We start from the raw sequence: 12,303 nt of genomic DNA on the forward strand, positions 1-12,303 counted from the left end.
GCCGCGATGGTCAAGGAGGATCGCTCAGCACGACCGTCAAGGGCTCGGTGCGCGGCACGAGACCGTGGGCGACGTCGGTGATCCGACGGCCGTTGCGGGTGGCCCAGGCTGCCAGGGCGGAGCGGGCGTCGGGCGGGGAGAGGCCGCCGTACTCGGCGATCATGCCGGTGGCCATGCCGACGGTCGCCTTGGCGGCCACCGCCCTTTCGACACTGCTGCTGACGTCGGTGGGACGCAGCGCCTGCGGGCTCCAGTTGACGAGGGCGACCGTGGTCACATGGCCGGCGCCTGAGCCAGGTGCAGATCGAGCGCGGGCAGTCCGCCGGGCGGCCGGCGGTGCGCGCTCTCACCGAGGTCCGGAGCGTCGATTCGCTCGCTCTTGCGGTAGCAGTCCACACAGGGACCTTCGTCGGTCTGGAGCTGGAAGAGCTCCATGAGAGCCGCCCGTTGGTCGGTGACGGCCATCAGGCGCAGCTCCCCGCGCACTCCGGCGATCATGACCCCGACCGCGTCGGCGCCCACGAGGTCCAGGCAGTCGAGAATCAGCCGGTCGAGGAGTACGACGGGATCGACGTCGTCGGCGAGGGAGTCGGCCGGCCCGACGAGAGCCTCGGCGAGCTGCCGTTCCCGGTTCATCACCGATCGCCCTCTCGTCCGCCGTCCCCGGCGTCCCGCCGGCCGGCGTCCTCGCTGCCGCCTTCGGTCTCGGACCCGAGCCGGAGCGTGCGCACGAGGATGTCGTGCGCCACCTCGGTCACCGTCCGGCCCTGGACGAACGCCCGCGCGCGCATCCGGTCCAGAGCCTGTTCGGCGCCCAGATTCAGCTGCACCATCACCATGCCGACCGCTTGGTAGACCTCACTGTGGTCGGCCTCGGAAGCCTCCATCCACGACGCTACTCCTTCTTCGCTCGCTCGTTCCTCCGCGTCGTGTCCGGCATGAAGGTTCACGAGGGCGAACGTGACGGCGTCCCGCGCCCACAGCGCTATCCGCAGGTCGCGCGCCGACAGCGCGCCGGGCGTGCGGCGATACAGGTCGAGCGTGCCGATCGTCGCCCCGCCCAGTCCGAGCGGCAGCGAGAACACCGCCCGCACGCCCAGCTCGACGGCCTCGTGGGCGAAGACGGGCCAGCGCCCGGCGTCCGGCGCCTTGGTCAGGTCGTCCGCCAGCACGGCGGCGGCGCGTTCGATCGCGGACTGGCAGGGGCCGTCCCCGAGCGTGTACTGCGCCTCCGCCAGCCGGGCTGCCGTCGGGTCGCTGGCACACCAGGTGGCCCGTACCGTAGGGCCGCTCGCGATCGACACGGACGCGCCGGTGACGGGAAGCAGTGCCACGCAGGCGCTGCACAGCGCCTGGGGAACGTCGTCGGGACCGAGACCCTTGGCCGCGGCCGTGAGCGTCTCGGTGACCCGCGCGCGTTCCTCGGCCTCGGACGGTCCCCTGTCACCGCAAGCACCGTCAACAGACATGATCCACCAGTACTCCCACCGATGGCACCGGGAGAACCGACACCGGCCTGGTGTCACAGGGGCGGCTGCACGCGCCCTCAGCTCCTGTGGCTGAGGTGCGCGCCGCACAGTGCACGGGTCCCGATGTCGTGCCGCACGAGTTCCCTGGCCCCCCTGCACAAAACTGCATGCGGCTTCAGGCGTGCCCGGGGGGAGCCTCCTGCCGCGCCGACGCCTCGAGGTTCACGGCCAGCCGCTGGGCCTGCAGAAGCAGAGCGCCGTACGCCGAGGCCTCCTCGGGCTCGCCCCGGACCAGGTCGGGCAGCTGCCGCCGCAGGCCGTCCATCGCGGCGCACATCTCCCGCACGGTCTGCCGCAGCGTGTCTTCCCGGCCCTGGTCGGGTCCGCCGTCCGCGGAGAGCCGCACGATGTGGGCCGCGTGGGCCAGGAAGTCGGCGTAACCGCGGATCAGGGGCAGCCGGGACCAGTGCGCCTGCCGGTTCCGGGTGGCCGCTTCGAGCAGGGTGCGGGTGAGTTCCGTCGTGTGCACGGCCGCGTGGTCCAGCACCACGGTCGCGTTCTCGTAGTCCTTCGTCGGCCGTGACGAGGCGTGGGCGCGGCGGCGTACGTTGCCCCACAGGCTCTCCCGGCTCCAGCCGACCGCCGACCGGCACTGCGTCACGAGGTGCTGGAGGTGCTGGGCCCGCCGATGCCAGGCTTCCGTTTCGTGGACGTCCCACTGCCCGTCGACGAGACGGCCGCCCGCCGTTTCGAGGAGCCTGCCCGTCTCCTGCGCGGCCTCATGGATCGCGGCGTGCGCATGGCGCAGATAGACGGGCGGCCGGATCAGCGCGTTGACCGCGATGCCGACGGCCGCTCCGAACACGGCCTCGCCGATCCGGGCCGCGCACGCCGTCAGACCGACGTGCGTGTCGGTGAGGACGAAGAGGGCGCCGGTGGCCGTGTAAATCCCCTGCCGTCCGAGCCGTGACCACGAACTGAGCAGCACCACCAGCGGGAGGACGAGACCCATGGCGCCGATCCTGTTGTGCAGCAGCAGAACCAGCACCGTGGCCATGACGGTTCCCGAGGCGATCGCCGCCAGTTGCTGCAGGGCATGGGCGACGGACTGGTAGACCGTCGACTCGACGAGCAGGATCGCCACCCAGGGCGCCACAAAGGCCATGGGCGCGTGCAGCCACCAGCCCACCACCGCCCAGGACGCCCAGGCGGCGAAGGCGGCCTTCAGCGCCTGCGCGGCGAGATCCCGCTCCCTGCCCGGCTGTTTCCACGCGCGTTGCACGGCCCTTGCCGCACCCCGCAGCTTCCTCGGCAACGTGAGAGCGATCAAGGGATGAGATCCAGGGCGAAGGCGAGGAAGAAGGCCGCCACGCGCACTTCGCGCGGACCGGCCTCGGGATCAGGCTTGGTGAAAGTCATGACGTCCGAGTCCCCGTGGCTGATCGAATATCACCAGAACGGGATGACTGGGCGCTCCGCCCCGGCAGGCCGCGCGTCCCGGGAGGTCGGCAGCGCTGCCCGCCGACCCTGCTTCGGGTCGGTCGACCTGGGAACTCGTCGGATGTTCGACAGGAGGTGCTGTGAGCCAGAGCGACGCTACGGCGGATGTCGCACCCGAGTCGGTGGACACGGCGCTGCTGGACGTGGTCCGGGACTGCGGGGCGTCCAGGGGCCTGCTCTACGTCCTGCCGCGCAACGGTGACGCCCTGTGGCTGGTGGCGTTGACGGGGGCTCCCCGTGAAATGGCCGTTCCGTGGACCCGTGTGGGCCTCGCGGACTCCATCCCGGTGGCGGACGCCGTGCGCACCGGTCGCCTGGTGTGGATCAGCGACATGGAGGACATGGCCCGCCGCTACCCGCGCACCTCACTCGTCCTGCCGTACGCCTTCGCACTGGCGGCCGCTCCCCTCACCGCCCGGGGCTCGGTCGTGGGCGGACTGGTACTGCTGTGGCCGGCCGCTCATCCGCCGGGTCTCAGCGGGGCGGAGCGCACCGTCATCGAGGCCGGTTGCCGGCGCCTGAGTCGTCTGCTGCACCACGCGGCGGACCACAGCGCGCTGCCTCCGCCGGGCGAACCGCGGATCCTGCCGCACCCTTCCCGAGCCCGTGCTCTGCGAGCCGGGGGCAGCGAACAGGCGGCGTTCATCGCCAGGCTGCCGGGCGGCGCGTGCGCGCTCGACGACACCGGCCGGTTCACCTTCGTCACGCCCGAGGCGGCACGCCTGCTCGGCGCCGACGCCGACACCCTGCTGGGCGCCCTGCCCTGGGAAGTGCTGCCGTGGATGGACGTCCCCGAGATCGAGGACTGCTACCGGTCGGCTCTGGTGAGTGAACGGCCCACCACCTTCAGCGCGGTGCGACCCCCGGACACCCGGCTGTCCTTCGCGCTCTACCCGGACCCCTCCGGGATCAGCGTGCGGATCACTCGCAGCGGCCCCCGCGACGAACTGGCGCCGAATCCGGCTGATGCCCCCGCTCACCCCGCCGGGACGGCCGAGCCCGCCGCGCGCGGACCGAGCCGGGCCGGCTCCCTGTACCACCTGATGCACATGGCCGCCACGCTCACCGAGGCCCTCGGCGTCCAGGACGTGGTGGACCAGGCCGCCGACCAGCTCATGCCCGCCCTCGGTGCCACGGCCATGGCCGTCATGGCGCCGCGGGACGGCAGACTGAGAATCCTCGGCCACCGCGGCTACGACGCCGAACGCCTGGAACGCTTCGACCACATGCCCCTCAACGCCGACATGCCCGTCGTGCGTGTGATGGAGACCGGCAACCCGCACTTCTTCACCGACTTCGACGAACTGAGGCGGTCGTATCCCGAAGCCGTCCACTTCGACGACAAGACGTCCTGGGCGTTTCTCCCCCTGATCGCCTCCGGCCGGGCCGTCGGCTCGCTCGTCCTCGCCTACGACCGCCCCCGGCACTTCCCGCCCACCGAGCGGGCGGTGATCACCGCGCTGGCCGGTCTCGTCGGCCAGGCCCTCGAACGGGGCCGCCTCTACGACACCCAGTTCGCCGTGGCCCATCAGCTCCAGGCCGCACTGCTGCCCCGGCACCTGCCCTCCCTGCCCGGGCTGCAGGTCACCGCCCGCTATCGGCCGGCCGGCCACGGGGTGGAGGTGGGTGGTGACTTCTACGACCTGATCCGTCTGAACGACACCACCGTCGCCGCCGCGATCGGGGACGTCCAGGGACACGACATCGACGCGGCGGCCCTGATGGGACAGGTCCGCACCGCCGTGCACAGCCAGGCGGCGGCCGGGGCCTCCCCGGGAGACGTGCTCGGCCGGACCAACCGGCTGCTCGTCGGCCTGGACCCCGGCCGGTTCGCCAGCTGCCTCTATGCCCACCTGGACCTCGGCCGCCACAGCGTGTGCCTGGCCAGTGCCGGCCACCCGCCCGCCTTGCTGCGGCACGCCGACGGCCACACCGAGGTCCTGAGCCCGCCCCCCGGCCTTCTCCTCGGCATCGACGACCGGACCGACTATCAGGCCGCCGAGTTCCCCCTGCACCCCGGCTGCGTCCTCGTCCTGTACACGGACGGGCTCGTCGAACGGCCCGGCGTCGACCTCGAAGACGCCATCGGCACGCTCGCCGCACTCGTTGCACGCACCGATCCCGAAGACCCCGAGGCCATGGCCGACACCCTCATCCGTCACGCCGCCGACCTCGCCGACGACCTGGCCCTGCTCATCGTCCACCTCAAAGGGGCGGCCGCGCCCGGCCGGGAAGGCGACGGCTGACACCGTCCGCCGACACGAGGTCCGGACCGTGTCGCGCAGGTGGCGGGGGGTACCCGGACGTACACACGGGCGGGGCGGGCACATCCCTTTCGTGTCCTGCCCCGACGCAGGAATCGCGAAGGGAGCGCCCATGGTGCACGACGCGCACGGCGCGGCCCGCGCCGACGACTCGGGCCCCACCGGCCTGCACCTCGCCCCGGGGGAGCCGTCGCCCGCCCCGGGGCCGGACGCGGATCTGCCCCGAGACCGTACCCAGGCGATCCTGGAGGCGACCAAACAGGTCGCCGCTCTCCTCAAGCAGAAGGAGCACGGATTCGCCCTGGCCGGAAGCGTGGCGGCCTACGCCCACGGCGGCAGCGGAAGGCTGCAGCACGACGCCGACTTCTGCGTCCTCCCCGAGGACGCCGACGCCGTGGCGGCCACCCTGCGCGAGGGTGGTCTCACCGTCCACCACGCCCCGGAGGACTGGCTGCTGAAGGCGAGCTGCCTCGGGCAGAGCGTCGACATCATCTTCGAACTGTCCGACCGCCCCGTCACACCGGAACTGCTCGCCCGCGCCCAGGAGTTGCCCGTCGACTCGGTCCGCATGCCCGTGCTGTCGCCGACGGACATGCTGGTGAGTCTGCTCAAGGCCTTCTCGGAACACCACTGCGACTTCGGGGCCGTACTTCCCGTCGCCAGGTCGCTCCGGGAGAAGGTCGACTGGCAGGAGGTCCGGCGAACCTGCGGCGACCAGCCCATGCCCGCAGCCTTCCTGTTCCTCCTGGAGCGCCTGGACGTCATCGATGCCGAGCCGGAGCAGCGAGCCGAATCCTCGAAGGAACAGCCATGAGCGAGCACGCCGTCCAGCCGCCCTCCGGCGCCCCGGCAGGCCTCGACTACCGGGTCGCCCACCTGACCGAACGTTTCGCGGCCGGTCTGCCCGGAGAACTGGGTGTACGGGCCGAACTGCGCGGCGAGGCCGTCCTGCTCACCGGCACGGTCCCCTCGGCCCGGTGCCGTGAGGACATCATGCGCATCGCCCGCGAGGCCTTCCCGGACGTGCCGCTGCACTGCGACATCGTCACCGCGCGAACCGCCCCGCCCGACGACGCGGAGGACCTCGCATGACCCGGGTCGCAGCCGTCGGCGACATCCATCTCGGGCCGGAGAGCCACGGAGTGCTCCGCCCCGCGTTCGAGACACTGCCCGAGTGCGCGGATCTTCTGCTACTGGCCGGCGACCTCACCCGCCACGGCACACCGGAGGAGGCCCTGGTCGTCGCCAAGGAGGTCGAGGACTTGGCGGTCCCGGTCGTCGCGGTCCTCGGCAACCACGACCATCACGGCGGATGCCCGGACGAGGTGACGGCCGTCCTCGAGGACTCCGGCGTACGGGTCCTGGAAGGGCAATCCGCCGTGCTGACCCGTGGCGACATCCGTGTCGGGATCGCGGGGACCAAAGGCTTCGGGGGCGGCTTCGCGGGCAGGTGCGCGGGAGAGTTCGGCGAGCCCGTGATGAAGGAGTTCGTCCGCTACTCCCGCCGGTGCGCGGACGGCCTGCGGACCGGCCTGCGGGAACTTGCCCGGGCGGAGTGCGACGTGCGGATCGCGCTGACTCATTTCTCGCCCGTGCCGGACACGCTGGCGGGTGAGCCGCTGGAGATCTATCCGTTCCTCGGCAGTTATCTGCTGGCCGAGGCGATCGACGCCGAGGGCGCCGACCTCGCCGTCCACGGACACGCCCATTCCGGCACCGAGCACGGGATGACCAGCGGCGGAGTACAGGTGCGGAACGTGGCTCAGCCGGTCATCCGGCGGGCGTTTCACGTGTACCACCTTCCGGTGCGGGAAGCGCACCGGTGAGCTGAGCCCGTGTGAGCGGCAGTGCATACCGCAGGCGGTCGTTTCTCTAGATGTCGCGCTGTTCCAAGGGCCGCACGGCCGGGCCCTGGAGGATCTGCCCGTCCGGGGCGAAGCGGGAGCCGTGGCAGGGGCATTCCCAGGCCTGTTCCGCGCGGTTGAACGCCACGAGGCAGCCGAGGTGGGTGCAGCGGGCCGAGACGGCGTGCAGCTGACCGTTCTCATCACGGTGCACGGCGCACTGCCGCCCTCGCACCCGCACCACGGCACCGCCGCCCCGGGGGATGTCCCCCGTCGGGGGCCCCGCGATCGCGGGCAGCCGGTCGCCGACGAAGTGCCGCGCCACCTGCGCCTGATGCTTCAGGAACGACACTCCCTCGCGGACCACCGGGATCAGACGGCGGGGATCGTAGAGGCCGGCCCAGGCGACCTCGCGGCCATTGATGAGGTCGCTGAGCAGTCGGCCCGCCATGATGCCGCCGCTCAGCCCCCAGCCACCGAACCCGGTGGCGACGTAGGTGTGACGACTGCCCAGCCAGAGCGGCCCGACGAGCGGCACGGAGTCGGTGGCGTCGTTGTCCTGCGTGGCCCACCGGTGACTGATCGTGAGCCCCGGGAAATGGCCTACGGCCCAGGCGGAGAGCCGTGCGAATCCCGCCTCGACATCGGTGGTGCCGGGAGTGAAGTGCTCGCCGGTGACGATCAGCAGGCGCTTCCCGTCACGGTACGGCGCGCTGCGCACGGACCGTGTGTTCTGCTCCGGCGTGATGTACATGCCGCGCGGCGCCCGGTCCTCGTCGATGGTCCCGGCCACGACCAGCTCGCGCCGCGGGGAGAGCCGGGTGAAGAGCAGCGCACGGTCGAAGACCGGGTAGTGCGTGGCGATCACGACCTCGTCCGCCCGCACCGAAACCCCCGCGTCCGTCTCCAGGACGCAGGGCTCGCCCTCCGTGAGGCCCACGACGCGTGTGCGCTCGTACACGGCACCTCCGCGTCGGCGCAGGTCGTCGGCGAGAGCCAGCAGGTACTTGCGGGGATGGAACTGGACCTGCTCCGTCACCCGGACCGCACCGGCGACCTGGAAGGGCAGCTCGGTCTCGGTCACCAACTCGGCCGCCAGGCCCGCCTCCCGCGCCGCTTCCGCCTCCGCCTTGAGCTTTCCCAGGAGCCGGGGCTGCTCGCCGTAGGTGTAGGCCGCGGCCTCTTCCCAGTCGCAGTCGATGCCGAGCTCGTCGACGAGCTCGGCGGCGTGCCGGATCGCAGCGGTCTGCGAGTCCGCGTACAGCCGTGCCCCCGTGGGACCGCGGGTGCGGCGCAGGTGGTCGTAGGTCAGCGTGTGCAAGGCCGTCAGTTTGGCGGTCGTGTGGCCCGTGACCCCGGCGGCGAGGCGGTCCGCCTCCAGTACGGCCACCTTGCGTCCTTGCTGGACCAGTTCCCACGCCGTGCTCAGGCCCGCGATGCCACCGCCGACCACGGCGACGTCGACGGCGATGTCGCCGGACGGCGGGGGAGCGGGTTCACCCGGGGGCGCCGTCTCGAGCCAGTACGATCCGTGGATTTCCGTCTCAGCGGTCATGAGCGCCGAGTTCCCCCAGCGGTGCCCCGGACACACACACGGGGGATCACCGCCACGAGGTGATGCGGCCTCCGCCCCTGCTCGCACGGCGCAGCAGCCGGAAGGCCAGCAACACGGTGAAGGGCCACAGGCCGGCGAAGCCGCAGATGAGGGCCGGGTCCGCGGTGCGGATCCCCATGACGACGAGGAACAGGGAGGCGCAGGCCAGCAGGGCCACCGAGAAGGGGAGCCAGAGCCGGGAGCCGGGGTGGCCGGGTGTCTTTCGGGCGAGCCGGAGCCGGTGGCCCGCGTGGCCGCGCATGCTTCTGGCGAGGCGCCGGTCGCAGCTCAGTTCCGCTTCGATACTCCGCAGGGCAAGCCGTTCGTGCGACGACAGCACGACATCATCGGGGTCTGGGTGCTCAGCCATGACCCACAGGGTTCCCCGCATGGGCTGACCGACGCTTTTGCGGGGTACCCGGTGCCACGCACACGCGCAGGAGACCGGTCGCCCGGCGCGGCCGGCCCCGGCAAGAAGCGGGCAAGGAGGCAACGATGGGTACGGTCAAGGAGGCCGTGGACGTGCAGGTTCCGCTGCACATGGCGTACAACCAGTGGACCCAGTTCGAGGAGTTCCCCAACTTCATGGAGGGCGTCGACGAGGTCAGGCAGCTCGACGACCGGCACAACCACTGGACCACCAGCATCGGCGGGGTGCGACGCGAGTTCGACACCGAGATCGTGGACCAGCTGCCGGACGACCGGATCACCTGGCGGACCGTCGGCGGCGACACACAACAGAGGGGATCGGTCCGGTTCGAGCGACTGGACGACACGCACACCCGCGTGGAACTCGTGATGGAGGTCGAACCCAGCGGGGTCGCCGAGCAGAGCGCGGACGCACTGGGCCTGATCGACCGGCGGGTGAAGGGCGACCTGAACCGCTTCAAGGACTACGTGGAGCGCGAGGGCGGCGCCACCGGCGGCTGGCGCGGCCGCATCCGGCCCGCGGACCCCGGCACACCGCTGTGACGGTCGGGCTGCGGTGATCCCGAACAGGGCTTGCGGCGAGCAGCCGAGGGCGAGGAGTGGCGAGCTGGCGAAGGCGAGGAGTGAGGAGACATGACGGACCTCGACGCGTTCATGGGCCGGCTGAGTCCCGACATGTGTGTCGTCACCGCCGCGGCGGGCGAGCAGCGATCGGGCTGCCTGGTCTCCTTCTCCTCCCAGTGCTCCATCCGGCCGGTGCGGTACGTGGTGTGGATCTCCAGGGCCAATCACACCTACGCCGTGGCCCGTGCCGCGGACTGCCTGGCCGTCCATCTGCTCACCCGTGAACAGCACGAGCTGGCAGCCCTGTTCGGCGGCCGGACGGGTGATCGGACCGACAAGTTCGCGCACGTGCCGTGGACGCGCGGACACGGCGGCGCGGTCGTCCTGGAGGAGGCTGCCGCCTGGTTCGTCGGCAGCGTCGAACAGCGCGTCGACGGCGGCGACCACGTCGGCTTCGTCCTCACCCCCGAGGACTGGGGCAGCCGCGCGGAAGGACCCCTGCTCCGGCTCGACGACGCCCGGGACATCAGCCCCGGCCATCCCGCGTGACGGCGCATACACCGTCGGCCCGGAGCGGTCCGGGCGGTGACGGTGTGCCGGATGGACAGATTCAGCCGGCGTCGTCGGGAAGGTCGGCCGCCGCGTCCTCGGGCGCCAGGTCGGGTCTCAGCCGTAGCCAGGACGGCTGGCGCAGCAGCCCCGCCCGGGTGCGGGTGCTGTAGCGGACCTCGCCGACCAGCCGCGGCACCACCCAGCGGGCCCCCGCCACCGACGGCACGGGATCGAAGGGGCACACGTCGGTCGCGGCGGCCCGCAGCAGTGCGGCGAGCTGCGACCGCTCGGCCTCGCTCCAGCCGGTGCCCACACTCCCGACGTACCGCAGCCGGCCCGCGGCCCGCTGCCCCACCAGGACGGCTCCGGGCAGCCCCGACAGCCTTCCCTTGCCGGGCAGCCAGCCGCCCACCACGACGTCCTCGCTGCGCATGTTGCGGATCTTGATCCAGGCCCGGGAGCGCACGCCGGGCTCATACGGCGAGTCCAGCCGCTTGCAGACCAGGCCTTCCAGGCCGTGCTCACGCGTGGCCTGCAAGGCCTGTTCGCCGTGCCCGACCAGGGCGGCCGGGGTGGACCAGAACGGGCCGCGGAGACCGAGCCGCTCCAACCGCTCGCGGCGTCGGGCATAGGGGAGCGCGGTGAGATCCCGTCCGTCCAGATGCATCACGTCGAACAGGACGAGGTGCACGGGTGCCTTCGCCGCCTGTCGTGCCGCTTTGCCGGGTGCGTGCGCCAGCTGCATGCGGGGTTGCAGCAACTGGAAGTCGGCGCGGCCCTGTTCGTCCAGTGCCAGCACCTCCCCGTCGAGTACGGCCGGCGTCGCACCGAGCGCCTCGCTCAGTGGTCGCAGCTCGGGATACGCGCCGGTGATGTCCTCCCCGGACCGCGCCCGCAGCAGGATGCCGCCGTCCCCTTCGAGGTAGGCCACCACGCGCTGGCCGTCCTGCTTGGTCTCGTAGGCCCAGCGGGAGTCCTGCGCTGCGGGCGGCAGCGAGCCGGGCGTGGCGAGCATGGGCGGGATCAGGGGGAGCGTCACGGGGTCAGTTGTCGACGGTGCGGTCCGCCGCCATTCGTCCCGGCGACCGGGTTCCCCTGAACGGCGCTGCCTGCGGGCGGCTGTGAACGGCGCTGCCTACAGGCTGCTCGCCGTCGTCAGCAGGTCGTCGAGGCCCACCCGGCGGAAGAACTCGGCGCGGACGCGGTCGGCCACGGCGGAGACGACCTCGCTGCCGTCGCGGCTCGGATCCACGTGAAGGCGCAACGGCCGCCTGCCGGACGGCAGTTCGACGGTCCGCACGACTGCCTCGGCCACCTCGGCGGCGTCCGCGTCCGGCGGTATCAGCCCGGCCAGCCGCACGTTCACGTCGTCCATCAGCGCCTTGTAGCGGGCGTCGTAGGCGGCCGCCCGGTCGGCGTCGTCCGGTGATCCGGCGTGGGCGAAGTGGTTCGTGCCCGAGGTGAAGGCGCCCGGCACGATGATCGAGGTGTCGATCCCGAACCGGATGAGCTCGGCGGCATAGCTCACCGCGAGCGCGTCCATGGCGGCCTTCGCCGCGAAGTACGGGGCGAGGAAGGGCGGGCAGCCGCCGCGGGTGCTGGAGGAGCCGATCCACACGAGATGTCCCTGCCCCTGCGCGCGCAGCCGCGGCAGGGCCGCCCGGTTGACGCGCTGGGTGCCGAGCACGTTGGTGTCGTAGACGCCCGCCAGCTGCTCGGGGGTGAAGGCCTCGGCCGGGCCCAGCACCATGTGCCCGGCATTGTGGACCAGGACATCGAGGCGGCCCTGTTCGTCGACGACGCGGGCGACGGCCGCGTCCGCGCTGTCCTGCCGTGTCACGTCCAGCTCCACGGCGTACAGGTCGACTTCGTGCTCGGCCGCGTGGGCGGCCAGGTCGGCGGCGGCTTGAGCGTTGCGGCTGTCGAGGGCGCGCATGCCGGCGTAGACGGTGTGCCCGCGCTCGGCCAGCGCGCGGACGGTGAGGGCGCCGAAACCGCTGGAGGCGCCGGTGACGAGAACGACCTTGCTGTCAGTCACGACTGTTCCTCTCGAACTCTCGAACTCTTGGCTTCTCGAAGGACGGGCG

Annotated in this window: 14 protein-coding genes; 6 read left to right on the forward strand and 8 right to left on the reverse strand. The window is 72.0% G+C overall.

Annotation, left to right across the window (positions count from 1 at the left end):
- Positions 1-10: 10 nt before the first annotated feature.
- The 4 genes from ACWC1K_RS38955 to ACWC1K_RS38970 form a co-directional block, all read right to left on the reverse strand.
- Complete coding sequence (locus tag ACWC1K_RS38955; RefSeq protein WP_450837720.1) at positions 11-277, reverse strand: ANTAR domain-containing protein; 267 nt, start codon at positions 275-277, stop codon at positions 11-13.
- A complete protein-coding gene (locus ACWC1K_RS38960; protein WP_450837722.1) occupies positions 274-636 on the reverse strand; it encodes a hypothetical protein in 363 nt (120 codons plus the stop codon). The genes ACWC1K_RS38955 and ACWC1K_RS38960 overlap by 4 nt, the downstream gene beginning before the upstream one ends.
- Positions 636-1,469: a GAF and ANTAR domain-containing protein gene (locus ACWC1K_RS38965; RefSeq protein ID WP_450837723.1), complete on the reverse strand. Its 834-nt coding sequence runs from the start codon at positions 1,467-1,469 to the stop codon at positions 636-638. Before ACWC1K_RS38965 ends, ACWC1K_RS38960 begins: the two co-directional genes overlap by 1 nt.
- Before the next feature lie 175 nt (positions 1,470-1,644).
- On the reverse strand, positions 1,645-2,751 hold the full coding sequence (locus ACWC1K_RS38970; protein ID WP_450837724.1) for an FUSC family protein: 1,107 nt from the start codon (positions 2,749-2,751) through the stop codon (positions 1,645-1,647).
- Positions 2,752-3,049: 298 nt separating this feature from the next.
- Between ACWC1K_RS38970 and ACWC1K_RS38975 the strand changes: the two genes are divergently transcribed.
- The 4 genes from ACWC1K_RS38975 (at position 3,050) to ACWC1K_RS38990 (ending at position 7,059) form a co-directional block, all read left to right on the forward strand.
- Positions 3,050-5,215 carry a SpoIIE family protein phosphatase gene (locus ACWC1K_RS38975; protein ID WP_450837725.1) on the forward strand — a complete coding sequence of 722 codons (2,166 nt, stop codon included), beginning with the start codon at positions 3,050-3,052 and terminating at the stop codon, positions 5,213-5,215.
- 130 nt (positions 5,216-5,345) lie between these two features.
- Positions 5,346-6,047 carry a nucleotidyltransferase family protein gene (locus tag ACWC1K_RS38980; RefSeq protein WP_450837727.1) on the forward strand — a complete coding sequence of 234 codons (702 nt, stop codon included), beginning with the start codon at positions 5,346-5,348 and terminating at the stop codon, positions 6,045-6,047.
- Complete coding sequence (locus ACWC1K_RS38985) at positions 6,044-6,325, forward strand: BON domain-containing protein (RefSeq protein WP_450837728.1); 282 nt, start codon at positions 6,044-6,046, stop codon at positions 6,323-6,325. Before ACWC1K_RS38980 ends, ACWC1K_RS38985 begins: the two co-directional genes overlap by 4 nt.
- Positions 6,322-7,059: a metallophosphoesterase family protein gene (locus tag ACWC1K_RS38990; protein WP_450837730.1), complete on the forward strand. Its 738-nt coding sequence runs from the start codon at positions 6,322-6,324 to the stop codon at positions 7,057-7,059. Before ACWC1K_RS38985 ends, ACWC1K_RS38990 begins: the two co-directional genes overlap by 4 nt.
- 46 nt (positions 7,060-7,105) lie before the next feature.
- Here ACWC1K_RS38990 and ACWC1K_RS38995 read toward each other — a convergent pair whose 3' ends face one another.
- Both ACWC1K_RS38995 and ACWC1K_RS39000 read right to left on the reverse strand, forming a co-directional pair.
- Complete coding sequence (locus ACWC1K_RS38995) at positions 7,106-8,632, reverse strand: FAD-dependent oxidoreductase (RefSeq protein ID WP_450837732.1); 1,527 nt, start codon at positions 8,630-8,632, stop codon at positions 7,106-7,108.
- A gap of 46 nt (positions 8,633-8,678) precedes the next feature.
- Entirely contained in the window at positions 8,679-9,041 is a 363-nt protein-coding gene (locus tag ACWC1K_RS39000) for a DUF3040 domain-containing protein (protein WP_450837734.1), read from the reverse strand.
- 125 nt (positions 9,042-9,166) lie between these two features.
- On the opposite strand from ACWC1K_RS39000, the gene ACWC1K_RS39005 reads away from it, so the two are divergent.
- Both ACWC1K_RS39005 and ACWC1K_RS39010 read left to right on the forward strand, forming a co-directional pair.
- Positions 9,167-9,643 (forward strand): SRPBCC family protein, encoded by a 477-nt coding sequence (locus tag ACWC1K_RS39005; protein WP_450837735.1) that lies wholly within the window; start codon positions 9,167-9,169, stop codon positions 9,641-9,643.
- 90 nt (positions 9,644-9,733) lie between these two features.
- The gene (locus ACWC1K_RS39010; RefSeq protein ID WP_450837737.1) at positions 9,734-10,213 is read left to right on the forward strand and encodes a flavin reductase family protein; all 480 of its coding nucleotides are present in this window, start codon (positions 9,734-9,736) and stop codon (positions 10,211-10,213) included.
- 61 nt (positions 10,214-10,274) lie between these two features.
- Here the strand turns inward: ACWC1K_RS39010 and ligD are convergent, their stop codons facing one another.
- Both ligD and ACWC1K_RS39020 read right to left on the reverse strand, forming a co-directional pair.
- Complete coding sequence (gene ligD / locus ACWC1K_RS39015) at positions 10,275-11,255, reverse strand: non-homologous end-joining DNA ligase (protein ID WP_450837739.1); 981 nt, start codon at positions 11,253-11,255, stop codon at positions 10,275-10,277.
- Between the two features lie 96 nt (positions 11,256-11,351).
- Positions 11,352-12,254 (reverse strand): SDR family NAD(P)-dependent oxidoreductase, encoded by a 903-nt coding sequence (locus ACWC1K_RS39020; RefSeq protein WP_450837740.1) that lies wholly within the window; start codon positions 12,252-12,254, stop codon positions 11,352-11,354.
- Positions 12,255-12,303: the final 49 nt, after the last annotated feature.

It is taken from the genome of Streptomyces sp. NPDC001492, from assembly GCF_053597275.1.

Excerpts from the sequence above, each read along its gene's own strand:
- ACWC1K_RS38960 (WP_450837722.1), bottom strand. The coding sequence starts at position 636 with ATGAACCGGGAACGGCAGCTCGCCGAGGCTCTCGTCGGGCCGGCCGAC.
- ACWC1K_RS38995 (WP_450837732.1), bottom strand. The coding sequence starts at position 8,632 with ATGACCGCTGAGACGGAAATCCACGGATCGTACTGGCTCGAGACGGCG.
- ACWC1K_RS38980 (WP_450837727.1), top strand. The coding sequence starts at position 5,346 with ATGGTGCACGACGCGCACGGCGCGGCCCGCGCCGACGACTCGGGCCCC.
- ACWC1K_RS39000 (WP_450837734.1), bottom strand. The coding sequence starts at position 9,041 with ATGGCTGAGCACCCAGACCCCGATGATGTCGTGCTGTCGTCGCACGAA.
- ACWC1K_RS38990 (WP_450837730.1), top strand. The coding sequence starts at position 6,322 with ATGACCCGGGTCGCAGCCGTCGGCGACATCCATCTCGGGCCGGAGAGC.
- ACWC1K_RS39010 (WP_450837737.1), top strand. The coding sequence starts at position 9,734 with ATGACGGACCTCGACGCGTTCATGGGCCGGCTGAGTCCCGACATGTGT.
- ACWC1K_RS38965 (WP_450837723.1), bottom strand. The coding sequence starts at position 1,469 with ATGTCTGTTGACGGTGCTTGCGGTGACAGGGGACCGTCCGAGGCCGAG.
- ACWC1K_RS39005 (WP_450837735.1), top strand. The coding sequence starts at position 9,167 with ATGGGTACGGTCAAGGAGGCCGTGGACGTGCAGGTTCCGCTGCACATG.
- ACWC1K_RS38985 (WP_450837728.1), top strand. The coding sequence starts at position 6,044 with ATGAGCGAGCACGCCGTCCAGCCGCCCTCCGGCGCCCCGGCAGGCCTC.